Consider the following 21,030-nt stretch of genomic DNA (forward strand, 5'->3'; position numbering starts at 1 on the left):
GTGGAGCGAACCTTCGGTTGGCTTGGACGCTGCCGCCGCCTGGCCAAGGACTTCGAAGCCTCCATTGAAAGTGCGGTGGCTTGGGTCTTCATCGCTCATATCCGGATGCTGACAAGACGGCTCGCAAGACCCTGAAACACCACAAGTCTTTTTGAGTCAGCCTCTTAGGTAGTCAGATGGTTATAGGCGAAAGGTATAACACATCTACAATACTCTGAAATGTTCTCATTGAAATTCATTTCATATTTATACGATCTCACAGTCGAGGTGACACTGCGCACCGGAGCGGTATTAAGACTGCATATCATCACTTTCTTCTTAACCAAAAACAGACTCAGTTAATGCGCTTTCGGCGCAAGTTTTCTGCAATTTCACAACTCACCCCGCAGCCGCCTCGATCGCTTCCATGTCGTCGTCGGAGAGGCCGAAATGGTGGCCGATCTCGTGGACCAGGACATGGGTCACGATGTGGCCCAGGCTCTCCTCGTGCTCGGCCCAATAATCGAGGATCGGACGGCGGTAGAGCCAGACCATGTTGGGGAACTGACCCGTGTGCATCATGCCGCCACCCTGGGCGAGGCCGATGCCACGGAAGAGTCCCAGCAGATCGAAGGGCGTCTCGCAGCCCATCTCCCGCATGGTCTCGTCATCGGGGAAATCCTCGACGCGGATCACCACGCCCTCGCAGAGGCGGCGGAATTCCTCCGGCAAACGGGCATAGGCGTCCTGTGCCAGGGCTTCGAGATCGTCGAGGGAGGGAGCCTGAAGCTGGGCTAAGGCGCTCATGGATTATAGGATCCCGAGCTGGATCAGGAGCCACAGGCTTAGAATCACCACGCCGACCACCGACAGGGCGCGGCCGATGCGGCGGCCCCAGAGTTCGACCGGATCGGTGCCGCCGCCCTCGGCCGTGCCGATGGCGTCCTTGGCGCCGAAATGATCGCCGGCCCTCTGACCCATGCGGGCGAGCGCCGACGAACCGAGCGTGTCCGAATCGCGCCGGACGCGCTCCAGCGCCTCGCGGGCTTCCTGGTCCCGATCGCTCATGAAACCCTCCTCGAAACCTTTACCATTGCTTTACCATGGCGATCCGATCTCTTCTTCGCAACGGAACGCCTTTCACGCTTGGCCGTTAACAGACCCTGATAGACAAAAGCTCACGAGGTAATAATGCGTAAGGTATTTGGTATCCTGGCTGCGGCCGGGCTGGTGGTTCTCAGTGCCGGTGCGGCATCGGCTCAGGGCGTCGATGTGCGGATCGGTCCGTCGGGCGTTCGCGTGGAGCAGGAGCGGCATCACGGCCCGCGCTACCGTGAGCGCATCGTTGAGCGCCGCGTGGTGCGCCCGGCCCGCACCCGCACCGTGTGCCGCACGGTGATGGAAGAGCGCGTCCGTCGGAACGGCGTGGTCGTCCGCCGCCCGGTCGAGCGTTGCCGCCAGGTCGTGGCCGGCGGTCGCCGGGTCTATGTGGACTAAGCCTTAGACTTTCTCATTAAAAAGGCCGTGACTCGGGCGAGTCACGGCCTTTTCATTGGTTCGAAAAACCGATCAGCCGAAGGTGCGGATGTCCACGAACCGGCCGGCGATCGCCGCCGCCGCCGCCATGGCGGGTGACACCAGATGCGTGCGGCCCTTGAAGCCCTGACGGCCCTCGAAATTGCGGTTCGACGTGGAGGCGCAGCGCTCGTGGGGGCTGAGGCGGTCGGCGTTCATGGCGAGGCACATGGAACAACCAGGCTCGCGCCAGTCGAAGCCGGCCTCCTTGAAGATCCTGTCCAGGCCCTCGGCCTCGGCCTGCATCTTCACGATGCCGGAGCCGGGCACGATCATGGCGCTGACGCTCTCGGCCACGCGCTTGCCCTCGACCACCTTGGCCACCTCGCGCAGGTCCTCGATGCGGCCGTTGGTGCAGGAGCCGATGAAGACGCGGTCGAGCGCGATGTCGGTGATCTTCGTTCCGGGCTTGAGGCCCATATATTCCAGCGCCCGCCACTTGGAGCGGCGCTTGTTCTCGTCCTGGATGTCGTCCGGGTTCGGCACCACGCCGGCGATCGAAACCACGTCCTCGGGGCTCGTGCCCCAGGTGACGATGGGCGGGAGATTGGCGGCCTCGAGCCTGATCTCGGTATCGAAGAAGGCGCCCTCGTCCGTGCGCAGGGAGTCCCAGTAGCGCACGGCCGCCTCCCAGGCTTCGCCCTTCGGCGCCTTGGGGCGGTCCTTCAGGTAGGCATAGGTCTTCTCGTCGGGAGCGACCATGCCGGCGCGGGCACCGCCCTCGATGGACATGTTGCAGATCGTCATGCGGCCTTCCATCGACAGGGACCGGATGGCCTCGCCCGCATATTCGATCACGTGACCGGTGCCGCCGGCGGTGCCGATCTCGCCGATGATGGCCAGGATGATGTCCTTCGCAGTGACGCCGGCGGGCAGCTGCCCGTCCACGGTCACGCGCATGTTCTTGGCCTTCTTCTGGATCAGCGTCTGCGTGGCGAGCACGTGCTCGACCTCCGAGGTGCCGATGCCGTGGGCGAGGGACCCGAAGGCGCCGTGGGTCGAGGTGTGGCTGTCACCGCACACGATGGTCATGCCCGGCAGGGTGAAGCCCTGCTCCGGGCCCACCACGTGGACGATGCCCTGGCGGGTGTCGAGTTCGTTGTAGTACTCGACTCCGAAATCCTTGGCGTTCTGGGCGAGAGCTGCCACTTGGGTCGCGGCTTCGGGGTCCTCGATGCCGTGCGAGCGGTCGGAGGTCGGCACGTTGTGGTCGACCACGGCCAGCGTCTTGCCCGGCTGGCGCACCTTGCGGCCGGTCATGCGCAGGCCCTCGAAGGCCTGGGGGCTGGTCACTTCATGGACGAGGTGGCGGTCGATGTAGAGAAGGCACGTCCCGTCATCCTGCTGATCGACGACGTGGTCGTCCCAGATCTTGTCATAGAGGGTGCGCGGCTTGGCCATGTGTCTCTTCCAACAGTCGAAAATCGTGGTTTGTCGTGTTTAGCGGCCTGTCGCTCCGACGGGAAGATGTCCTGAGCGCACACCGCCTTGAAATGATCGCATAGCAGACACGGCCCATGGCGCAATTATATTTTTGACGCGATGGATTGCCGCCAAGCCTGCCTATCTCAGCAAACAAGCCTGCCTGCCTTAGCAAAAAGGCGCGGTCTGAGCCGCGCCTTCCGAATTCTGCCGATGAGACGGGAGCCTTACTCGGCCGCGGCCGGGGTTCCGGTCTTCTTCTCGGCGCGCTCGGCGATACGGGCCGACTTGCCGCGACGATCGCGCAGGTAATAGAGCTTGGCGCGGCGGACGGCGCCGCGGCGCACGACCTTGATGGACTCGACCAGCGGCGAGTAGAGCGGGAACACGCGCTCGACACCTTCACCGTAGGAGATCTTGCGGACCGTGAAGCTCTCGTGGAGACCGCCACCGGAACGGGCGATGCAGACGCCTTCATAGGCCTGCACGCGGGTACGCTCGCCTTCCTTCACCTTCACATTGACGATCACGGTATCGCCGGGCTGGAAGACAGGGATGGTCTTGGCGAGCTTGGCAATCTGCTCCTGCTCGAGCTGCTGAATGAGGTTCATCGTAATACTCCTGCCGTTGCAAAGTCTTGAGAAGTCTCAAGCCTGCTGGATTTCGGCGTCCTGTTTTAAGTTGAGGCTGCGCCTATACAGGAGATTGGGGGGATTGTCGAGCCTGTAGGACGGCGGTCGTCCTCCATGCCCTGCGGCATCCCGGGCCTTGTGCCGGGGATCTCGATGGATCGAAGCGCAGCGCTTCTCCATCTCGGGATGGCCGGGGCCGATCCCCGGATCAAGTCCGGCGACGGCCATGACGGAATGTAAAACCCGGGCGTCAAAGGTTCATCTCCGTTCTGCTGGAGCGACCTCGGAAAACAGATATCGCTCGAACCAATCCGGAAACGCGCGCGCCAAAATTGTCGGTCCCTCCACCGTGAGCCCCATCCGCCGCACCTCGGCGAAGCTCACGTCTCCCCGCCACCAGGCGACCAATGCAGGGAGACGGGCCCGAATGCAGAGCGGCTCCGGAAAGCCCGGGTTCTGCGTGCAGAGCGAAACCTCCGCCGCTTTCAGGAGCATGAAGCGCGGCTGGCGCTGCCCCTCGATCTCGAAGCGGATGACGATCGGGTCCTTGGGCAACGTGTCGGTACGGACGCGCCGCTGCATGTCGACGAGCAGGGGCTCGAAATCCAGATCCTCATCCTCGGCGCGTCGCGGCAGCCAGCGTTGGCCCCAGGTGCCGAGGGCGCCCACGATGCCCATCAGCTCCCGGCCTGCTTCGGTGAGCGCATATTCCGGCCCATGCTCGCCGTCCATGCGCGTGACTGCCCCGACATGCACCAGTTCCTGCAGGCGCTCCGACAGCATGGTGCGGGAGATGCGCGGGATGCCGCGGCGGATGTCGTTGAAGCGTCGGCTGCCGCACAGGAGTTCGCGCACGACGAGAAGGGTCCAGCGCCCGCCGATGGCCTCATGGGCACGCGCCACGGAACAGAACTGACCGTAATCTGCCATGGGTCAAGCGCTAGCATGGACTTGCGCGCGACAGAAGTCCGGATTCCGCACCTGACGGGCGGACCGCCGTGGCCTACAAGGCAGATGTTTCTGGACAACCCCCATGACCGACCATCCCCGCACCATCCTCGACCGCATCGGCCACACGTCGCTCATCGCCCTGCGCAACATCCGGCCTGCGAACGGCGCCCGCATCCTGCTGAAGCTGGAGAACGAGAATCCCACGGGCAGCATGAAGGACCGGATGGCGCTCGCCATGATCGAGGCTGCCGAAGCTGATGGGCGCCTCGAGCCGGGCGGCTCCGTGGTCGAGTATACCGGCGGCAGCACCGGCGTGTCCCTGTCGCTCGTCTGTGCGGTGAAGCGATATCCGCTCGACATCGTGACCTCCGATGCCTTCGCACAGGAGAAGCGCGATCACATGGTGCTTCTGGGCGCGACCCTGCACATCGTGCCGAGCGACAGCGGGCGCATGACCGAGAAGCTGACGAAGGACATGATCGAGCAGGCCCGCATCATCGCCGAGGCGAAGGGCTCCTTCTGGACGGACCAGATGAAGAACCGCGACCAGATCGCCGCCTATCACAGGATGGCCGACGAAATCCGGCAGCAGACGGACGGCCGAATCGACGGGTTCGTGCAGAGCGTGGGAACGGCGGCGTCCCTGCGCGGCATCGCCGAGGGCCTGCGGCGCCACCGCGAGGCGCTGAGGATCGTCGCCGTCGAGCCCGCGGAATCGGCTGTCCTGTCGGGCGGACCGTCGGGTGCGCACAGGATCGACGGAATCGGCGCGGGCTATGTGGTGCCGCTCTGGCAGGAGAGCATCGCCGACAGGATCGAGCGCGTCTCGACCGATGAGGCCATGGCGATGGCCTTCCGGCTCGCACGGGAGGAAGGTCTGTTCGCCGGCACGTCGACGGGCGCCAACGTCGTCGCAGCCCTGCGCCTCGCCGAACAGATGGGACCCGCTGCCGTCATCGTCACCATCATGTGCGACACGGGGATGAAATATCTGAAGACGTTCGGGGCGAGGCTCGAGGCGAGCCGCCTCTAGAGCTGTGCCGCATTTTTGGACGGCGAACCGGATCCCCTTCGCCGAAAAATTGCTCCAGGCGCGATGATCACACGCGTTCCAGGAATTCGACGATGATGCCGTCCGGATCCTTGCAGAACGCCACCTTGCGGATCAGTTCGGCGTTTGCCGCCTTGCGTGGCGGAACGGTGAACTCCACACCGGCGGACCGGAGCTTTTCGTAAACCGCCTCGACGTCATCGACCCGGAAGGTGATGTGGCGAATGCCGGCCTCGGTGGCGGGAACCTCGCGCGCCGGCGTCCGGATCGGTGTGGCGGGCTCGACGATTTCGAGCATGACGCCGCCGATATCGAGAAACGCAATGCGACCGCCCTCGCCTGTCCGCTTGACCAGCACCTCCTTCAATCCCAGCAGGCCGCCATAGAACGCGATGGTCCTGTCGAGATTGCTGCTGGTCATCCCCACATGCTCGAAACCCTGCACCATCGACGATTCTCCTTCGTATCGATCTGTCGAGATCCTAGCGCTGGACCGCGACGAGCAGAAACATCGGGCGCTCGCGCTCTTCCGCCCATTCGGGCCTTGCCGCGATCTGCGCGTCCGATGGAGCCCATTCCTCCACATGCGCGATCGCGAAGCCGAGCCGGATGAGGAGGTTGAGAGTGGTTCCGAGGGTGCGGTGCTGCTTGATCACCCCGTCAGCCAGCCAGTTGGTCCGGCGAGGGCCTTCCTTCTGATAGGAGTCCACCGGCCAGGTCCTGCGTCCGTCCGGACCGAGCGACCAGCCGGCTTTCTCCGGCGCCGTCACGATCGGGTGCTCGACCGAAAACACGAATCGTGAACCTGGAGCGAGCGCGCGATGTATCTCGGCCAGAAGGCCGGAGAGATTGCCGATATAGTGCAGGGCGAGCGAACTGTAGGCGAAATCGAATTGCTGGTCGCCGAGATCGAGCCGTTCGAGATCGGCCCGGCGGTAGGTGATGCCGGGATCGGATGTCATCTCCGCGGCCCGTGCCAGCATGCGCTCCGAGACATCGAGGCCGAGTACCCGTTTTGCACCATGCTCCCGGGCCCAGCGGCAGAACCAGCCATAGCCGCATCCGAGATCGACGATTCTGCGGCCTACGAGATCCGGCAGAAGAGCCTGCAGCGAGGGCCATTCCGCCGCGCCGGACAGCCCCTCTTTCGAACGCTCGAGGCGGCTGTAATTCTCGAAAAATTCCGGATCGTCGTAGATGTTCTGCGTGGCCATGCACAGCCCCCGGTCTGTTGTCTCTTACCCGAGCAGGTCGGGCCGCCGCTCCCGCGTGATGCGTTCCGATTCCGCGCGGCGCCAGCGCTCGATCACGGCATGGTTGCCGGAGAGCAGCACGTCGGGGATCGGCCGTCCCTCCCATTCGCGGGGCCTCGTGTAATGCGGGTATTCGAGGCGGTTCGACTCGAAGCTCTCCTCGGTGCCGGAGGCTTCCTTGCCCATGACGCCAGGGAGCAGGCGCACACAGGCATCGAGCACGATCATCGCGGCCATCTCGCCGCCGGAGAGCACGTAATCGCCGATGGAGACTTCCTCGAGACTCCGCGCCTCGATCACGCGCTCGTCGACGCCCTCGAACCGGCCGCAGACGATGACCGCGCCGGGACCTGCCGCGAGCTCGCGCACGCGGAGCTGCGTCAGCGGCTTGCCGCGCGGGCTCATCAGCAGTCTCGGGCGTGGATCGTCGGCCGACACATTGGCGTCGATGGCAGCGGCCAGCACGTCGCAGCGGATCACCATGCCGGGTCCACCACCGGCGGGCGTATCGTCGACGGTGCGGTGACGGCCGAGGCCATGGTCGCGGATGTTCTTCGCCGTCAGGGACCACACGCCGCGCGCGAGCGCATCGCCCGAGAGGGACATGCCGAGGGGCCCTGGAAACATGTCGGGATAAAGGGTGAGAATGGTGGCGTTGAAACTCACGCCTCGTCCTCGGAGTCAGCTGCAGGTTTCGCCTGTTCGAACAGATCATCCGGCGGCGCCGCGACGATGCGTTTGCCCGCTATATCCACTGTCGGCACGAAAGCCTTGGTGAAGGGCAGGAATGCGGTTGGGCCTTTTTGCACCGGTGCGATCTCCAGAAGGTCGCCGCCGCCGTAATTGGGCACATCGATCACGGTGCCGATGATCTCGCCTGCTTCGTTCTGGACGGCCAGGCCGATCAGGTCCGCGAGCAGGAATTCGTCATCCTCGTCCGGCGGAGGGAGCTTTTCGCGCGCGACGTAAAGCTGCACGCGGTTGAGCGCCTCGGACGCTTCGCGCGTGGTGACTCCGTCGACAACGGCGATGAGCAGATCGGCTGCGCCGCCGCGAGCGGCCCGGACGTTCTTGAGAGAAAAAGTCTTGCCGTTGCTCGCGATCAACGGCCTGTACTCGGCGATCGCCTGCGGATCGCCGGTATGGGATTTCAGCCGCACTTCGCCCTTGAGGCCATGAGCGCGACCGAACTCGCCGACGAGGACGAGGTTATCCCGCTGAGACGGGGAGAGCCCTCCTCCCCCTTGTGGGGAGGAGATGGAGGTGGGGGTGTCAGCGCCACGTTCTGATGCTTTGACGCTCGCACCCCCACCCCTGCCCCTCCCCACGGGGGGGAGGGATGAGGTGGAGCGCTGGTTGAAGCGCTCCCTCTTCATGGTGCTTACGCAGCCTCGCCGGCGGCAGCGGCAGCGGCCTTGGCATCGGCGCGCTCCTGGGCCTTCTTGCCAGGCACCGCCTTCTGCGGGTTGCTGCGGGCCGGACGCTTCAGGAGGCCGGCGGCATCGAGGAAGCGCAGGACGCGGTCGGTCGGCTGGGCGCCCTTGGCGAGCCAGGCCTGGATCTTCTCGGTCTCGAGAACGACGCGGCCGGCGTCATCCTTCGGCTTCATCGGGTCATAGGTGCCGACCTTCTCGATGAAACGGCCATCGCGCGGGGAGCGCGAGTCGGCCACGACGATGCGGTAGTAGGGACGCTTCTTCGCACCACCACGGGTGAGACGGATCTTCAGGGACATTTATAGCTCCTAGTGTCTAAGCTTTTCACCAAATTCGCTGATCAGGCGTTCGATGGAGGACTCATCCTCCAAGTCACCCGCGGTTCGGAACACTTCCACATCGGTCGTGCCGTCCTCGAGCAGATCGATCTCCCAGTATTCACCGGGAACACGTGCGAGAACGGTAATACCGTCCTCTCGGAGGAGACGGACCTCATTCCAGATGCCCGCACCCTCCAATCTCCTGGACAGCGTATGAGCGCGCTGAAGCAGCTCTGTCGCCATCAAACTCTCGGTCACTTCTTCTTTCCTCCGAACGGGAAGCCCCCGATGCCCGGAAGACCCGGGATCTTGCCGCCACCGAGACCGGGCAGGCTTGGGCCGCCCTTCGGCATCGCGGGAAGGCCGCCGGCACCGCCGGGGAAGTCGGGCAGCTTGCCGCCCATCTGCTTCTGCAGCGCCTCGATCTGCTCCGGCGTCGGCTGGGGCATTCCACCCATGCCACCGCCACCGCCGATGCCGAACATTTTTCCGAGCGCACCGGCCATGCCCTTGCCCTTGCCGCCACCCATCATCTTCATGACGTCAGCCATCTGGCGGTGCATCTTCAGGAGCTTGTTGATCTCCTCGACCTTCGCGCCGGCACCGGCGGCGATGCGCTTCTTGCGCGAGGCCTTGAGAATGTCCGGGTTGCGGCGCTCGGCGGGCGTCATGGAATCGATGATGGCGCGCTGGCGCTTGATGATCCGGTCGTCGAGATTGGCATTCTCGAGCTGCGACTTCATCTTGGCGATGCCGGGCAGCATTCCCATCATGCCGGAGAGGCCGCCGATCTTTTCCATCTGGGCGAGCTGGTCGCGCAGATCTTCCAGGTCGAACTTGCCCTTGCGCATCTTGTCGGCCATGCGCTGGGCCTGCGCCTGGTCGAAGTTCTCGGCGGCCCTTTCGACCAGCGAGACGATGTCGCCCATGCCGAGAATGCGGTTGGCGACGCGGCTCGGGTGGAATTCCTCCAGCGCGTCGACCTTCTCGCCCGTACCGATGAGCTTGATCGGCTTGCCGGTGACGGCCCGCATGGACAGAGCGGCACCGCCGCGGGCATCGCCGTCCATTCTCGTGAGCACGATGCCGGTGACGCCGAGGCGCTGATCGAAGGCGCGCGCGGTGTTGACCGCGTCCTGACCGGTGAGCGCGTCGGCGACGAGCAGCACCTCGTGCGGGCTGGTGGCGGCACGCACTTCGGCGGCCTCCATCATGAGGGCCTCGTCGACCGTTACGCGGCCGGCGGTGTCGAGCATCACCACGTCGTAGCCGCCGAGACGAGCCGCCTCCATGGCACGACGGGCGATCTGCACGGCCGACTGGCCGGCCATGATGGGCAGCGTGTCGACACCGACCTGCTTGCCGAGCACGGCAAGCTGCTCCATCGCGGCCGGACGACGGGTGTCGAGGGATGCCATGAGCACGCGGCGATTGTCGCGGTCCGTCAGGCGCTTGGCGATCTTGGCGGTCGTGGTCGTCTTACCCGAACCCTGGAGGCCGACCATGAGGATGCCGACGGGCGGAACCGCATTGAGGCTGATCACCTCCGCGTCCGCGCCCAGCATCTCCACGAGCTGGTCGTGGACGATCTTGACCACCTGCTGGCCAGGCGAGACCGACTTGACCACCTCGGCGCCGACGGCGCGGGCACGGACTTTGTCCGTGAAGGAGCGCACCACCTCGAGCGCCACGTCGGCCTCGAGCAGGGCGCGGCGAACCTCGCGCAGGGCCGCATTGACATCCTCCTCGGTGAGCGCGCCGCGGCGCGTCAGCCCGTTGAGGATATTGGAAAGCTTGTCGGAAAGGCCTTCGAACATGATCACTCAATTCCTTTTGCGATGAGGGGTACATCGCTCTTCGCAAGGGCCTTTTCAAAGTGGTCGATCGCCGCCTTGAACTTGTCGCGGCAGCCGGGATTGCAGAAGCCGACCACCTCGCCGCGATAGAGGGTGAGCGAGTCCGCCGCGATCGGCTTTCCCGACCACGGACAGGTCTCGTTGACCGCGTCCTCGATGCGCAATGTGTCGTCCGACATCCGTTCGTCCTCACGGCGAAACCCAAATGAAAGCGCGCCCGAGGGCGCATCGCGCTGTCGGACGTTGACCTCCAGCCCCTCGGGCTGGTCGGCGGCTCAAAAGGGCTCGCTCTACAGATTTGCGGTCAGCACCTAAGGGGAAAAGGCGGCGAAGTCAAGGAAAAGGCCGATGACAGAGAGTCTTGGGAGCTTCATCGCTCCCCTCCTGGACAAGGCGGAGGCTCCTCCGCGTCGTCACCGGCCTTGTGCCGGTGATCTCGATGTGAGGCGCGGCGCTTCAAACAACTGGGATGGCCGGGACAAGCCCGGCCATGACGTGGCGGATGACATGACGGGACGATGCTGAGGCCCCTTGCCGATCCGCCCCGGCATCCCCACGCTTAAAGCCTCGCTGGATCCGACGCCTCCATGAACCGCCGCACCCTTCTTAAAGCTTTCGGCCTTCCCGTCATTGCCACGACCGGGGCACTGGGCTGGATGACCGCCGCCCGTTCCAGGAACCGCTATTACGAGGGCCCTGTCACGGATCATTTCGACGGGGTGCGGTTCTTCTCGCCGGGGCAACCGCAGGACAAGGGATTCCTAGAGCTCGCCCGCTGGCAGCTCGGCGGCGGGCGCAAGGATTGGCCGGACACCTTTCCGAGCCCCTTCCGGGACAAGCCCCCGGCCGCGGTGCAGGGCCTGCGTTCCGCGTTGATCGGCCATGCCTCGTTCCTGATCCAGGTGGCGGGCCTCAACATCCTCACCGACCCGGTCTACTCCGAACGGGCGAGCCCGGTCTCCTTCGCCGGTCCGAAGCGGGTCAACCCGCCGGGCATCGCCTTCGACGACCTGCCGCCGATCCATGCGGTGCTGATCACCCACAACCATTACGACCACCTCGACACCGAGACCCTCGGCCGCCTCTGGCAGAGGGATCGCCCGAAATTCGTTGCGCCGCTCGGCAACGATGCGGTGATCCGGGCCGAGCACCCGGAGATCCCGGTCGAGACGCGGGACTGGGGCGGCACCATCGACCTCGGCCATGGCGTCACGGCCCATGTCGAGCCCGCCTATCACTGGTCGGCACGCGGCATCAACGACCGGCGCATGGCGCTCTGGTGCGCCTATGTGCTCACGACGCCCGCCGGCACGATCTACCATGTGGGCGATACCGGCTTCGGCGACGGCAAAATCTTTCACGGCATGCGCGAGCGCTTCGGCAGGCCCCGCCTCGCCCATCTGCCCATCGGCGCCTATGAGCCGCGCTGGTTCATGGAGCCGCAGCACATGAACCCGGAGGATGCCGTGAAGGTGCTGCGCATCATTGAAGCCGAGCAGGCGCTCGGCCACCATTGGGGCACGTTCCGGCTCACCAACGAGGGCGTCGACGAGCCGCCGCAGGAACTGGCGACGGCGCTCCAGGCCGCCGAAATTCCAGCTGACCGGTTCAGACCGTTGCGGCCCGGGGAGGCGTGGATGCCGTCAGCTTGAGGATCGGCTCCTCCAGCCCTCGCGGATCGTCCACCAGACAGGCCGCGCCCGCATCCAGCAGTTCCTGCCGGGACCCGTAACCCCAGGTGACGCCAATCGCCGCGAGGCCGTTGGCTCCGGCTCCGGCGACATCGTGCTCGCGGTCGCCGATCATGACGGCTCCCGCAGGGCCGAAGCGCTCCTGGTCGAGCAGGTGCCGGATGAGATCCCGCTTGTCGGCGTTCCGGTTGTCGAGCTCGGAGCCGTAGATCCCGCAAAAGAACCGCGACAGATCGAAATGGTCGAGAATCCGCCGCGCATAGACATGGGGCTTCGAGGTTGCGACGAAGAGGCGGACGCCTTTCTCCTGAAGATCCTGGAGCAGGGCCGGGATGCCCGCATAGACCTCGTTCTCGAACAGGCCGACCTCGCTGAACCGCTCCCGGTAGAGACGCAGGGCCTCCTGTGCATCCCCGGCTGGACCCAGCAGCTTCGCAAAGCTCGCGATCAGGGGCGGGCCGATCATCCAGGTCAGTTCGTCCGCGTACGGCACGGGGCGTCCGAGCCTGTCGAGGGCGTACTGGATCGACCGGGTGATGCCGGCCTTCGGGTCGGTCAGGGTCCCGTCGAGGTCGAAGAGCGCGATCATTCTTTCGGCTGAACGTAGATGTTCACCTCGAAATTGGTGTCCTGCGAATCCGTGAAGTCGCTCACGTATTCCTCGATGAAGGCATCCTTGGCGACGATCTCCTTGATGTCGAGATAGGCCGTGATCGTCTCGTAGGTGCCGTCGATCTCGTCATAGGCGTCCTTGTGCACGAAGCGGAAGGACCGGCCCTCCGGGGTCTTGCCGAACTTGATCTCGGGAGTGAGTTCCGTCTTGCCCTCCGGAACCCTCTCGATCGGCACCATCGCCTCGTACTTGAACCCGTTGTCGTCGGTGTCGACGAAGATCGTCACCGGCCGGCCCGTCGGCGCGATCCCGGCCTTCTTGAGCTCGTCCTCGATCCTGGTGAAGGCGCTCTTCAGGTTGGCGAAGGCCTCGTCCCAGGTGCTGATGCCGTTGAGCACCACCGCGGGTTTTGCGACCAGGACGCCCTCCTCGACGCCTGTCGGGTCGCTCGGATTCGGGAACAGCGTCGTGCGGCCGGCCTGCTGCGCGGAGCCCGGGCCGGCGGGAGTTGCAGGCGACGGGGTCGCGGGAATTGGCTGAGCGGTTGCCGGCGCCTGCGGAACCGCGGGGGTCTGGGGTTCGGCCGGGCCCGGCGCAGGCTGCGGTGTTGCCGGTGGAGTGGCCGGGATTGCGGGGGCAACCGGTGCCGGCGGCGGATTGGCGCCTGGGGGCGTCTGCGCAAGGGCAACGCTCGAGCAGAGGGCAAGAACGAGAAGAAAACCTGAAGAGCGCAGCCGCATGAGTAGGACGCCTTACCCGCGAATCACGAAGGGTTATGGTGCAGCACCATAGGGAGGTTTTGTTGCATCGGCGAGGCCGTCCGCAGGCTTCTGTGGAGGACGGATTGCAGCAGGCCGTCCGTTCGGACGATGCACAAAAAATCCTCTGGCCAGGACCCCAACATCCTCACCTAACGTCAAGGCCCTAGCCTATGCTCAAGCGGTCACCCTATCCCGTTGAGGCCATCCCAGGAATGGAAGACTTCTTGATCTTTGCTCTGATCGGTTTCGGGGCCCAGCTCGTCGATGGTGCGCTCGGCATGGCGTTCGGCGTGCTCTCGACCACGAGCCTCCTGGCCTTCGGCGTGCCGCCTGCGACGGCCAGCGCGGTGACCCACATGACGGAGATCTTCACCACCGCGGCCTCGGGCACCTCGCACGTGCTCCATCGCAACGTGAACTGGCGTCTCGTGGCCCGGCTGGCGCCAGCCGGCATGCTCGGAGGAGCCGTCGGGGCGTTCATCCTCTCCAACATCGAGGCGAAGACGATCCAGCCCCTGGTTTCGGCCTATCTGATGGGGATCGGCCTTTATATCGCCTTCAAGGCTTTCCGCCCGCTCTGGCCGCGGGAGGTCCGGGACTGGATGGTGCCCTGGATCGGGGCCGGCGGCGGCCTGCTCGACGCCATGGGCGGAGGCGGATGGGGGCCCATCGTCACGAGCTCCCTGATCGGCCGGGGCCATGCTCCCCGGCAGGTGATCGGCTCCACCAACGTGACGGAGTTTCTCGTCACATTGGTGATTTCCGCGACCTTCATCGTGAGCCTGGGCTGGTCGGAGCTGAGTTCGGCGGCAGGCCTGATCGCCGGCGGCGTCCTGGCGGCTCCCCTGGGCGGCTTCGTGGTCAGCCGGGTGCCGACCCGCCCCCTGATGGTCGCCGTGGGCCTGCTCATCGTCGCGACCAGCATTCCCCGGATCGTGCAGGCCTTCTGACGATATTGCCGCAGAGGATCGCGATCCCTCTCGCGATTTCCGGCGTTTTCAGCCATATACCCCGCATGACTGCCCTTTCGAACAGCCGCTTCCTGAAAATGAACGGTCTCGGCAACGAGATCACCGTGCTCGACCTGCGCGGCTCCGACCATCGCGTGAGCGCGGCGGAAGCGCGTGCCATCGCGGCCGATCCCCGCTCGCGCTTCGATCAGCTGATGGTGCTGCACGATCCGGTGACGCCGGGCACCGACGCCTACATGCGCATCTACAACACGGACGGCTCGGAGGCCGGCGCCTGCGGCAACGGCACCCGCTGCGTCGCGTGGGCGATGACGGCCGATCCGGTCATGAGCCGGCCGGTTCAAGGCGATCTTGTGCTGGAGACCAAGGCCGGGCTGCTTCCGGTGGAGCAGGTCTCCGATACGGTCTTCACCGTCGACATGGGCCCGCCGCGCTTCGGGTGGAACGAGATCCCCCTGCGCGATCCTTATCCGGACACCCGCACGATCGGGATCGACACGACGCTGCCCGAGGCCCCCGAGCTTCAGGGACCTTCGGCGGTCAGCATCGGCAACCCGCATGCGATCTTCTGGGTCGAGGAGGTTCAGGCCTACGACCTCGCCGCCATCGGTCCGAAGTTGGAACACGATCCGGTCTTCCCGGAGCGCGCCAACATCTCGTTCGCCCAAGTCACCGGCCCCGAGCATATCATGCTGCGCGTCTGGGAACGGGGCGCCGGCGCAACCCGCGCCTGCGGCTCCGCCGCCTGCGCGGCCGTCGTGGCGGCTGCGCGCAAGGGATTGACCGGCCGCAAGGCCGTGGTGACGCTTCCCGGCGGGGATCTTCTCATCGAATGGCGCGAGAGCGACGGCCACGTGCTCATGACCGGTCCGACCGAACTGGAGCACGAGGGCACCTTCCCGCCTGCCCTCTTCACGGAGGTGGCCTGATGGCGATCGAGGTCGTCACCTTCGGCTGCCGGCTCAACACCTACGAGTCGGAGGCCATGCAGCGCCACGCGGAGGAAGCAGGCCTCGGCGAGGTTGTCATCGTCAACACCTGCGCGGTCACCGGCGAGGCGACGCGCCAAGCGCGCCAGTCGATCCGCAAGCTCGCCCGCGAGAAGCCTGACGCCCGCATCATCGTGACGGGCTGCGCGGCGCAAGTGGAGCCCGAAACCTTCGCGGCGATGCCGGAGGTCTCTCAGGTCGTCGGCAACCACGAGAAGATGAAGGCCGAGACCTGGGCCGGCATGCGCGATTTCGGCGTTACGCTAAGCGAAAAGGTCTTGGTCAACGACATCATGGCGGTGAAGGAAACCGCCGTGCATCTCATCGACGGCATGCGCGGGCGCACCCGCGCTTTCGTGCAGGTGCAGAACGGCTGCGACCATCGCTGCACCTTCTGCATCATCCCCTACGGCCGCGGCAATTCCCGCTCCGTGCCCATGGGCGCGGTGGTGGAGCAGGTGCGGACCCTGGTGGAGCACGGCTCCCGCGAGGTGGTGCTCACCGGCGTCGACATCACGAGCTACGGCAAGGACCTGCCGGGCGAGCCGAAGCTCGGCACGCTTGTGAAGGGTCTTCTGCGCCATGTGCCGGAGCTGGAGCGCCTGCGCATTTCCTCCATCGACTCGGTAGAGGCCGACGACGATCTGCTGGACGTCATCGCCACCGAGGCCCGCCTGATGCCGCATCTGCATCTCTCATTGCAGGCCGGTGACGACATGGTGCTCAAGCGCATGAAGCGCCGCCACCTGCGCAAGGACGCGATTGCCTTTTGCGAACAGGTGAAGCACCTTCGCCCCGACATGGTATTTGGGGCCGATATCATCGCGGGCTTCCCGACCGAAACCGAGGAGATGTTCTCGCGCTCCCTCGACATCGTCGAGGAATGCAACCTCACCCATCTCCACGTCTTCCCGTTCTCGTCCCGTCCCGGCACCCCAGCCGCGCGCATGCCGCAGGTGGCGCGCGACGTGGTAAAGGACCGCGCGCGCAGACTTCGCGAGAAAGGCGAGGCCGCCTTGCTGAAGCATCTCGGCGAGGAAGTCGGCGCGAGGCGCAACGTGCTGATCGAGTCGAATCAGCTCGGCCGCACGGAAGGGTTTACGCTGGTGCGCTTTGCGAAAGCGGTAACGCCGGGCGAGATCGTGCCGACCACCATCGCCGGTCACGACGGCAAGGATCTGCTGGCGGCTTGAAGGAGAAGCGTCGTCCCGAAATGACGTCCTTCACGTCATGGCCGGGCTTGTCCCGGCCATCTCGGTTGGAAAAGCGCGGTGCTCACCATCATCGGGATCACCGGCACAAGGCCGGTGATGACGTGCTGCGGGGTATCATGCCGGAGGATCGGCTCTGCCGTCCGGGATGACGCCGCACAGCTTCACCCGCTCCTGCATATGCTCCGGCACCAGAGCTTCCACGGTGATCGGCGGCTTCTTCGGATAGAGCGGCACCGTGACGCCTCTCGCGTGCAGGTGCAGGCCCGGACCATGAAACCGCGGGGCAGTGCCGTAGATGGGATCGCCCAGGATCGGAAAGTTCATGGCCGCGCAATGGACCCGCAGCTGATGGGTGCGGCCGGTGACAGGGCGAAGCTCGAGGAGGGTCAGGCCCTCGCCTCGCCCGAGCACCCGCCATTGCGTCAGCGAGGGCTGGCCCTTCGGGTCCACCTTCATCCACCAGCCGCGATCGGGCGATTTCGGCGCGAGGGCCAGGTCGATCTCGCCCTCGTCCGCTTCCGGTCCGCCCTCGACCACGGCCCAATAGACCTTGTCGACCTCGTTCTTGCGGAAAAGCTCGTTGAGCCGCGCGATGGCCTTGGGGTGGCGGCCGAGCACGAGGCACCCGGAGGTGTCCTTGTCGAGACGGTGCGCGGCCTCCGGACGGCGCGGCAAACCGAAGCGGAGGGCGTCGAGGTGATGAAACAGGGTCTCGCCGCCCTTGGGGCCCGGATGCACCGGCAGACCGGCGGGCTTGTCGATCACGAGCATCAGGGCATCGCGATACAGCAATCGGCTTACTATCTCTTCCGCATTCATGATGCCTCGGCTATCGAGGCGACAGCGCTAAATCAAGCACAAGAATGAAAAGGCACAGCAGGACCCATGGCCGAAACCAAGCCCGACAAGCCCGGATTCCTCTCCCGTCTGTTCGGGCGCAAGGCTGAAGCCCCCGCCGTACCTGGGCCGGCGCCTGAGACGCCGCAGGCCGGCGGCCACCCGGAGACGATGCCCTCGCCGCCGGCGAATGCCGCGGACGATCTGACGGCCGCTCCGCCGACCGTGACCGAGGCCTCCCCTGACACGGCAGAGGAGAACAAGACGGCCCCGGAACTGGCCGGGGCCGACCTGCAACCCATCGAGGGACTGGACCCGGAGGGCACCAACCCGCAGGAACCGCTGCCCCGCATCGTCACCGAGCTCGGACCGGAGCTGCGGCCCGACATCGCAGCCGCAGACCTGCCGGCCCCTGAACCTGCTCCCGCCGAGGTGCTTCCCGTTCCCGAGCCGAAGACCGCTGCGGCTCGCGGCTGGTGGCAGCGTCTCACGGAAGGCATGCGCCGCACGTCCTCCTCCCTGTCGGACAGCGTGACCGGCCTCTTCACCAAGCGCAAACTCGACGATGCCACCCTCGAGGAGCTGGAGGACGCCCTGGTCCAGGCCGATCTCGGCGTGCCCACGGCCATGCGGATCACGGAGGCGATTGCGTCGGGCCGCTACAACAAGGAAATCTCGCCGCAGGAGGTGAAGGCCATTCTGGCAGGCGAGGTGGAGAAGACGCTCCAGCCCGTCGCCCAGGCGCTGACCATCGACCGGTCGAAGAAGCCCTTCGTCATCCTCATGATCGGCGTGAACGGGGCGGGCAAGACCACGACCATCGGCAAGCTCGCGCAAAAGTTTCGGCAACAGGGCCTCAAGGTGATGCTGGCGGCCGGCGATACCTTCCGGGCCGCCGCCATCGAGCAGCTGAAAGTCTGGGGCGAGCGGGTCGGCGCGCCCGTCCTCGCGCGCGAACAGGGTGCGGATGCGGCGGGCCTCGCCTATGACGCGCTGCAGGAGGCGAAGGCCAACGGCACCGACGTGTTGCTCATCGACACGGCCGGCCGCCTGCAGAACAAGGCCGGTCTCATGGCCGAGCTCGAAAAGATCGTGCGCGTGGTGAAGAAATTCGACCCGGGGGCGCCGCATGCGACCCTCCTCGTTCTCGACGCGACGGTGGGCCAGAATGCCATGAGCCAGGTCGAGCTTTTCCAGAAGGCGGCGGGCGTCACGGGCCTCGTGATGACCAAGCTCGACGGCACCGCCCGCGGCGGTATCCTGGTGGCATTGGCTGCCAAATTCGGCCTGCCGGTCCATTTCATTGGCGTCGGCGAAGGGGTCGAGGACCTGGAGCCTTTCACCGCACGGGATTTCGCAAAAGCCATCGCTGGGCTAGAAGCAACCTCATGACCGACGTAAAGCGCCTCCCTCCCCTGCTCAAGCTCGCCCTCGAACTCGGGCCTCTCGCCCTGTTCTTCTTCGGCAATGCCTATGGCGACCGGTTCGGCTTCCCCGAAGGCCAGCGCATCTTCGCCGCCACGGGGGTTTTCATCGTGGCGACCGTGATCGCCCTGGGGATCAGCTACTGGCTCGTCCGCAAGCTGCCGATCATGCCGGTGGTGTCGGGCATCGTCGTGGTGGTGTTCGGCGGGCTCACCCTGTTCCTGCAGGACGAGACCTTCATCAAGCTCAAGCCCACCATCGTGAACACGATGTTCGGGATCGTGCTGCTCGGCGGCCTCTACTTCCGCAAGCCCCTGCTCCAGATCGTGCTCGACAGCGTGTTCGATCTCGACGAGGAGGGCTGGCGCAAGCTCACCTTCCGCTGGGCCCTGTTCTTCTTCGCCCTCGCCGTGCTGAACGAGATCGTCTGGCGCACGCAGACCACCGATTTCTGGGTCAGCTTCAAGGTCTTCGGCATCATGCCGCTCACCATCGCCTTCGCCCTGGCGCAGACGCCCCTGCTGCTGCGGCACGAGATCAAGAAGGCGGAAGAGGTTTAAGCTGCTCTCTCCAACACTACGTCATCACCGGCCTTGTGCCGGTGATCCCGATCCGATGGAGTGTTGCGCTTTAAAGTAGCGGGATGGCCGGGAAGAGCCCGGCCATGACCAGGGAGCGTTCGATGCTCCTCACCCGACCGGCTTCATCAGCACCATCTGCCGGGTGACGCCCGGGAGCGGTTCGCACTCGACCTCGGTCCAGAGCGCCTCCTCGCCGGCAGCCGCGACGGTTTCCTGCGAGGCCAGCAAATCGCAGTCGGTGCCTTTCGTCGCCTGCTCGATGCGCGAGGCGATGTTGACGGTCTCGCCGACCACGGTGAATTCGAGCCGGCTCTCGTCGCCCACCACGCCGCAGAACACGTCACCCGTATGGATGCCGATGCCGAGGCGCACCGGCGGGTTGAAGCCGCGCTTGGCGTTCCAGCGTTCGATCAGGGTCAAAAGGGTCCGGCCGCAGGCGAGCGCCCGGCTGGCATCGCCGTCCCGCGCCCCTGGCACGCCGAACAGGATGAGGGCCCCGTCGCCGGTGAACTTGTCGATGACTCCGCCATGCCGGGAGGCCGCCCTCAGGACCCGCCGGCGGAACGACGTGATGAAGACGGCAAGCTGCGCCGGCTCCATGGTCTCGCCGAAGGTCGTCGAGGCGCGGATGTCGACGAAGAGCACGGTCACCGGGATGCGTCGGCCCTGGCGCAGGGTTGCGAAGGCCTGGTCCGTAAGGATGGGCGCGAGCTCGCGCGGCAGGTAGCGGGTGAGGTTGACGCGCAGGGTGGTCTCCCGCACCGCCCGCTCCAGCATCAGCCGTCCCTGGCGCGCCACCAGGATGAGGATCAGGCCGGCGGCAAAGACCATGACGATGCGGACCATGTTGGCCTGCGGTGAAAACACGCCGATGATCTCGGACAGATCCTGCTGGCGCTCCGCCGGACTCAAATATCCGCCGCCAAAGGAGAGAAGCGACAGCCCGATCACATAGATGGCGGCCACGAAGGCCTGGAGCTTCGGCTGGTAGTGGATGGCCGCCGCCGCCATGGTGATCGGCACGACCCAGGCCACCGGAAACACCGCAAAGAGGCTGCCGGGTATCCCCAATCCCCAATGGGTGTAGGCGAGATTGCCCAGGACGAGGATGGCATCGAGCACGGCCGTGATGACCGGCAGCCTTTCGATGCCGATTCGCCTCGAGGCGAGCCAGGCGCCGACCCAGCCCAGCGATCCGAAGAGGACCAGGGTCAGCTCCGCGGCCCAGATCTGCTTGAGCGCCATGGGATTGCTGAGCTCGACGCTCGCCGTGGTGACCAGGACGGCCAGGAGCAGCAGCCCGGCCGTGACCATGCGGGCCAGTCCCGCCCGCTGCAGGGCGCCCGTATCGGCCTCGCGGATCAGGCGATGGGTGGCATCGCTCAGGATCGGCGTCGTCCGTAGGTTATCGATCAGGCCGAGAGCGGCGCGGATGCGGGATCGCGGGGTCAAGGTCACTCCTCTATCAAGGAC

General features: G+C 65.5%; 26 protein-coding genes and 1 pseudogene. 10 read left to right on the forward strand and 17 right to left on the reverse strand.

Features of this window, described 5'->3' with window-relative positions; all coding sequences use genetic code 11:
- Window positions 1-135 (forward strand): annotated as a pseudogene (locus KHP60_RS21770) (IS5/IS1182 family transposase); the annotation flags it as partial.
- A gap of 243 nt (window positions 136-378) precedes the next feature.
- Here KHP60_RS21770 and KHP60_RS21775 read toward each other — a convergent pair.
- Together KHP60_RS21775 and KHP60_RS21780 are read right to left on the reverse strand one after the other, a co-directional pair.
- Window positions 379-786 carry a metallopeptidase family protein gene (locus KHP60_RS21775; RefSeq protein WP_213566390.1) on the reverse strand — a complete coding sequence of 136 codons (408 nt, stop codon included), beginning with the start codon at window positions 784-786 and terminating at the stop codon, window positions 379-381.
- A 3-nt stretch (window positions 787-789) separates the two neighbouring features.
- Window positions 790-1,047 carry a hypothetical protein gene (locus KHP60_RS21780; RefSeq protein ID WP_213566391.1) on the reverse strand — a complete coding sequence of 86 codons (258 nt, stop codon included), beginning with the start codon at window positions 1,045-1,047 and terminating at the stop codon, window positions 790-792.
- Window positions 1,048-1,170: 123 nt separating this feature from the next.
- Here KHP60_RS21780 and KHP60_RS21785 point away from each other — a divergent pair, with 123 nt between their 5' ends.
- Complete coding sequence (locus KHP60_RS21785; protein ID WP_213566392.1) at window positions 1,171-1,476, forward strand: hypothetical protein; 306 nt, start codon at window positions 1,171-1,173, stop codon at window positions 1,474-1,476.
- Window positions 1,477-1,548: 72 nt separating this feature from the next.
- Here KHP60_RS21785 and leuC read toward each other — a convergent pair whose 3' ends face one another.
- From leuC to KHP60_RS21800, 3 genes are all read right to left on the reverse strand, one after another.
- Window positions 1,549-2,955: a 3-isopropylmalate dehydratase large subunit gene (leuC, locus tag KHP60_RS21790; RefSeq protein WP_213566393.1), complete on the reverse strand. Its 1,407-nt coding sequence runs from the start codon at window positions 2,953-2,955 to the stop codon at window positions 1,549-1,551.
- A gap of 248 nt (window positions 2,956-3,203) precedes the next feature.
- Complete coding sequence (gene rplS / locus KHP60_RS21795; protein ID WP_213566394.1) at window positions 3,204-3,587, reverse strand: 50S ribosomal protein L19; 384 nt, start codon at window positions 3,585-3,587, stop codon at window positions 3,204-3,206.
- A 279-nt stretch (window positions 3,588-3,866) separates the two neighbouring features.
- Window positions 3,867-4,538: a helix-turn-helix domain-containing protein gene (locus KHP60_RS21800; protein ID WP_213566395.1), complete on the reverse strand. Its 672-nt coding sequence runs from the start codon at window positions 4,536-4,538 to the stop codon at window positions 3,867-3,869.
- 103 nt (window positions 4,539-4,641) lie between these two features.
- Between KHP60_RS21800 and KHP60_RS21805 the strand changes: the two genes are divergently transcribed.
- Window positions 4,642-5,592 carry a PLP-dependent cysteine synthase family protein gene (locus tag KHP60_RS21805; RefSeq protein ID WP_213566396.1) on the forward strand — a complete coding sequence of 317 codons (951 nt, stop codon included), beginning with the start codon at window positions 4,642-4,644 and terminating at the stop codon, window positions 5,590-5,592.
- A 67-nt stretch (window positions 5,593-5,659) separates the two neighbouring features.
- On the opposite strand, the gene KHP60_RS21810 is transcribed toward KHP60_RS21805, so the two are convergent.
- From KHP60_RS21810 to KHP60_RS21845, 8 genes are read right to left on the reverse strand one after another with little or no spacing between them, the layout of a single operon-like run.
- Window positions 5,660-6,058, reverse strand: coding sequence for a VOC family protein (locus KHP60_RS21810; protein ID WP_213566397.1), 399 nt, complete (start codon window positions 6,056-6,058; stop codon window positions 5,660-5,662).
- A 34-nt stretch (window positions 6,059-6,092) separates the two neighbouring features.
- A complete protein-coding gene (locus KHP60_RS21815) occupies window positions 6,093-6,824 on the reverse strand; it encodes a bifunctional 2-polyprenyl-6-hydroxyphenol methylase/3-demethylubiquinol 3-O-methyltransferase UbiG (protein ID WP_213566398.1) in 732 nt (243 codons plus the stop codon).
- A 24-nt stretch (window positions 6,825-6,848) separates the two neighbouring features.
- Window positions 6,849-7,529: a tRNA (guanosine(37)-N1)-methyltransferase TrmD gene (gene trmD / locus KHP60_RS21820; protein WP_213566399.1), complete on the reverse strand. Its 681-nt coding sequence runs from the start codon at window positions 7,527-7,529 to the stop codon at window positions 6,849-6,851.
- Window positions 7,526-8,239 (reverse strand): ribosome maturation factor RimM, encoded by a 714-nt coding sequence (gene rimM, locus KHP60_RS21825; protein WP_213566400.1) that lies wholly within the window; start codon window positions 8,237-8,239, stop codon window positions 7,526-7,528. Before rimM ends, trmD begins: the two co-directional genes overlap by 4 nt.
- Window positions 8,240-8,244: 5 nt before the next feature.
- A complete protein-coding gene (gene rpsP, locus KHP60_RS21830; RefSeq protein WP_213566401.1) occupies window positions 8,245-8,598 on the reverse strand; it encodes a 30S ribosomal protein S16 in 354 nt (117 codons plus the stop codon).
- 9 nt (window positions 8,599-8,607) lie between these two features.
- On the reverse strand, window positions 8,608-8,877 hold the full coding sequence (locus KHP60_RS21835) for a hypothetical protein (protein WP_213566402.1): 270 nt from the start codon (window positions 8,875-8,877) through the stop codon (window positions 8,608-8,610).
- Window positions 8,874-10,436 (reverse strand): signal recognition particle protein, encoded by a 1,563-nt coding sequence (gene ffh / locus KHP60_RS21840; RefSeq protein ID WP_213566403.1) that lies wholly within the window; start codon window positions 10,434-10,436, stop codon window positions 8,874-8,876. Before ffh ends, KHP60_RS21835 begins: the two co-directional genes overlap by 4 nt.
- Before the next feature lie 2 nt (window positions 10,437-10,438).
- Window positions 10,439-10,654, reverse strand: a complete 216-nt coding sequence (locus KHP60_RS21845) for a glutathione S-transferase (RefSeq protein WP_203441931.1) — start codon at window positions 10,652-10,654, stop codon at window positions 10,439-10,441.
- Between the two features lie 169 nt (window positions 10,655-10,823).
- On the opposite strand from KHP60_RS21845, the gene KHP60_RS21850 reads away from it, so the two are divergent.
- Both KHP60_RS21850 and KHP60_RS21855 read left to right on the forward strand, forming a co-directional pair.
- Window positions 10,824-11,000: a hypothetical protein gene (locus tag KHP60_RS21850; RefSeq protein ID WP_213566404.1), complete on the forward strand. Its 177-nt coding sequence runs from the start codon at window positions 10,824-10,826 to the stop codon at window positions 10,998-11,000.
- 62 nt (window positions 11,001-11,062) lie between these two features.
- A complete protein-coding gene (locus KHP60_RS21855; protein ID WP_213566405.1) occupies window positions 11,063-12,127 on the forward strand; it encodes an MBL fold metallo-hydrolase in 1,065 nt (354 codons plus the stop codon).
- On the opposite strand, the gene KHP60_RS21860 is transcribed toward KHP60_RS21855, so the two are convergent.
- Both KHP60_RS21860 and KHP60_RS21865 read right to left on the reverse strand, forming a co-directional pair.
- Window positions 12,084-12,755: an HAD hydrolase-like protein gene (locus KHP60_RS21860; protein WP_213566406.1), complete on the reverse strand. Its 672-nt coding sequence runs from the start codon at window positions 12,753-12,755 to the stop codon at window positions 12,084-12,086. The two genes, KHP60_RS21855 and KHP60_RS21860, sit on opposite strands and share 44 nt — an antisense overlap.
- The gene (locus KHP60_RS21865; protein ID WP_213566407.1) at window positions 12,752-13,519 is read right to left on the reverse strand and encodes a GyrI-like domain-containing protein; all 768 of its coding nucleotides are present in this window, start codon (window positions 13,517-13,519) and stop codon (window positions 12,752-12,754) included. The genes KHP60_RS21860 and KHP60_RS21865 overlap by 4 nt, the downstream gene beginning before the upstream one ends.
- 233 nt (window positions 13,520-13,752) lie before the next feature.
- Here KHP60_RS21865 and KHP60_RS21870 point away from each other — a divergent pair, with 233 nt between their 5' ends.
- From KHP60_RS21870 to mtaB, 3 genes are all read left to right on the forward strand, one after another.
- Entirely contained in the window at window positions 13,753-14,490 is a 738-nt protein-coding gene (locus KHP60_RS21870; protein WP_213566408.1) for a sulfite exporter TauE/SafE family protein, read from the forward strand.
- A 65-nt stretch (window positions 14,491-14,555) separates the two neighbouring features.
- Window positions 14,556-15,440: a diaminopimelate epimerase gene (gene dapF / locus KHP60_RS21875; protein ID WP_213566409.1), complete on the forward strand. Its 885-nt coding sequence runs from the start codon at window positions 14,556-14,558 to the stop codon at window positions 15,438-15,440.
- Complete coding sequence (gene mtaB / locus KHP60_RS21880) at window positions 15,440-16,693, forward strand: tRNA (N(6)-L-threonylcarbamoyladenosine(37)-C(2))-methylthiotransferase MtaB (RefSeq protein ID WP_213566410.1); 1,254 nt, start codon at window positions 15,440-15,442, stop codon at window positions 16,691-16,693. The genes dapF and mtaB overlap by 1 nt, the downstream gene beginning before the upstream one ends.
- Window positions 16,694-16,828: 135 nt before the next feature.
- Here mtaB and KHP60_RS21885 read toward each other — a convergent pair whose 3' ends face one another.
- Complete coding sequence (locus KHP60_RS21885; protein WP_213566411.1) at window positions 16,829-17,533, reverse strand: RluA family pseudouridine synthase; 705 nt, start codon at window positions 17,531-17,533, stop codon at window positions 16,829-16,831.
- A 66-nt stretch (window positions 17,534-17,599) separates the two neighbouring features.
- On the opposite strand from KHP60_RS21885, the gene ftsY reads away from it, so the two are divergent.
- Window positions 17,600-18,943, forward strand: a complete 1,344-nt coding sequence (gene ftsY, locus KHP60_RS21890; RefSeq protein WP_213566412.1) for a signal recognition particle-docking protein FtsY — start codon at window positions 17,600-17,602, stop codon at window positions 18,941-18,943.
- Complete coding sequence (locus KHP60_RS21895) at window positions 18,940-19,536, forward strand: septation protein A (RefSeq protein ID WP_213566413.1); 597 nt, start codon at window positions 18,940-18,942, stop codon at window positions 19,534-19,536. The genes ftsY and KHP60_RS21895 overlap by 4 nt, the downstream gene beginning before the upstream one ends.
- 129 nt (window positions 19,537-19,665) lie before the next feature.
- Here KHP60_RS21895 and KHP60_RS21900 read toward each other — a convergent pair whose 3' ends face one another.
- On the reverse strand, window positions 19,666-21,009 hold the full coding sequence (locus KHP60_RS21900) for an adenylate/guanylate cyclase domain-containing protein (protein WP_213566414.1): 1,344 nt from the start codon (window positions 21,007-21,009) through the stop codon (window positions 19,666-19,668).
- Window positions 21,010-21,030: the final 21 nt, after the last annotated feature.

The organism is Microvirga sp. 3-52 (genome assembly GCF_018383585.1).
GTDB lineage: Bacteria > Pseudomonadota > Alphaproteobacteria > Rhizobiales > Beijerinckiaceae > Microvirga.

Coding starts and splice junctions, on each gene's coding strand:
- ffh (WP_213566403.1), bottom strand. CDS start 10,436: ATGTTCGAAGGCCTTTCCGACAAGCTTTCCAATATCCTCAACGGGCTG.
- dapF (WP_213566409.1), top strand. CDS start 14,556: ATGACTGCCCTTTCGAACAGCCGCTTCCTGAAAATGAACGGTCTCGGC.
- KHP60_RS21895 (WP_213566413.1), top strand. CDS start 18,940: ATGACCGACGTAAAGCGCCTCCCTCCCCTGCTCAAGCTCGCCCTCGAA.
- KHP60_RS21785 (WP_213566392.1), top strand. CDS start 1,171: ATGCGTAAGGTATTTGGTATCCTGGCTGCGGCCGGGCTGGTGGTTCTC.
- rpsP (WP_213566401.1), bottom strand. CDS start 8,598: ATGTCCCTGAAGATCCGTCTCACCCGTGGTGGTGCGAAGAAGCGTCCC.
- ftsY (WP_213566412.1), top strand. CDS start 17,600: ATGGCCGAAACCAAGCCCGACAAGCCCGGATTCCTCTCCCGTCTGTTC.
- KHP60_RS21780 (WP_213566391.1), bottom strand. CDS start 1,047: ATGAGCGATCGGGACCAGGAAGCCCGCGAGGCGCTGGAGCGCGTCCGG.
- KHP60_RS21885 (WP_213566411.1), bottom strand. CDS start 17,533: ATGAATGCGGAAGAGATAGTAAGCCGATTGCTGTATCGCGATGCCCTG.
- KHP60_RS21870 (WP_213566408.1), top strand. CDS start 13,753: ATGGAAGACTTCTTGATCTTTGCTCTGATCGGTTTCGGGGCCCAGCTC.
- KHP60_RS21845 (WP_203441931.1), bottom strand. CDS start 10,654: ATGTCGGACGACACATTGCGCATCGAGGACGCGGTCAACGAGACCTGT.
- KHP60_RS21850 (WP_213566404.1), top strand. CDS start 10,824: ATGACAGAGAGTCTTGGGAGCTTCATCGCTCCCCTCCTGGACAAGGCG.
- KHP60_RS21810 (WP_213566397.1), bottom strand. CDS start 6,058: ATGGTGCAGGGTTTCGAGCATGTGGGGATGACCAGCAGCAATCTCGAC.
- KHP60_RS21860 (WP_213566406.1), bottom strand. CDS start 12,755: ATGATCGCGCTCTTCGACCTCGACGGGACCCTGACCGACCCGAAGGCC.
- rplS (WP_213566394.1), bottom strand. CDS start 3,587: ATGAACCTCATTCAGCAGCTCGAGCAGGAGCAGATTGCCAAGCTCGCC.
- KHP60_RS21800 (WP_213566395.1), bottom strand. CDS start 4,538: ATGGCAGATTACGGTCAGTTCTGTTCCGTGGCGCGTGCCCATGAGGCC.
- KHP60_RS21865 (WP_213566407.1), bottom strand. CDS start 13,519: ATGCGGCTGCGCTCTTCAGGTTTTCTTCTCGTTCTTGCCCTCTGCTCG.
- mtaB (WP_213566410.1), top strand. CDS start 15,440: ATGGCGATCGAGGTCGTCACCTTCGGCTGCCGGCTCAACACCTACGAG.
- KHP60_RS21815 (WP_213566398.1), bottom strand. CDS start 6,824: ATGGCCACGCAGAACATCTACGACGATCCGGAATTTTTCGAGAATTAC.
- KHP60_RS21775 (WP_213566390.1), bottom strand. CDS start 786: ATGAGCGCCTTAGCCCAGCTTCAGGCTCCCTCCCTCGACGATCTCGAA.
- leuC (WP_213566393.1), bottom strand. CDS start 2,955: ATGGCCAAGCCGCGCACCCTCTATGACAAGATCTGGGACGACCACGTC.
- KHP60_RS21855 (WP_213566405.1), top strand. CDS start 11,063: ATGAACCGCCGCACCCTTCTTAAAGCTTTCGGCCTTCCCGTCATTGCC.
- KHP60_RS21805 (WP_213566396.1), top strand. CDS start 4,642: ATGACCGACCATCCCCGCACCATCCTCGACCGCATCGGCCACACGTCG.
- rimM (WP_213566400.1), bottom strand. CDS start 8,239: ATGAAGAGGGAGCGCTTCAACCAGCGCTCCACCTCATCCCTCCCCCCC.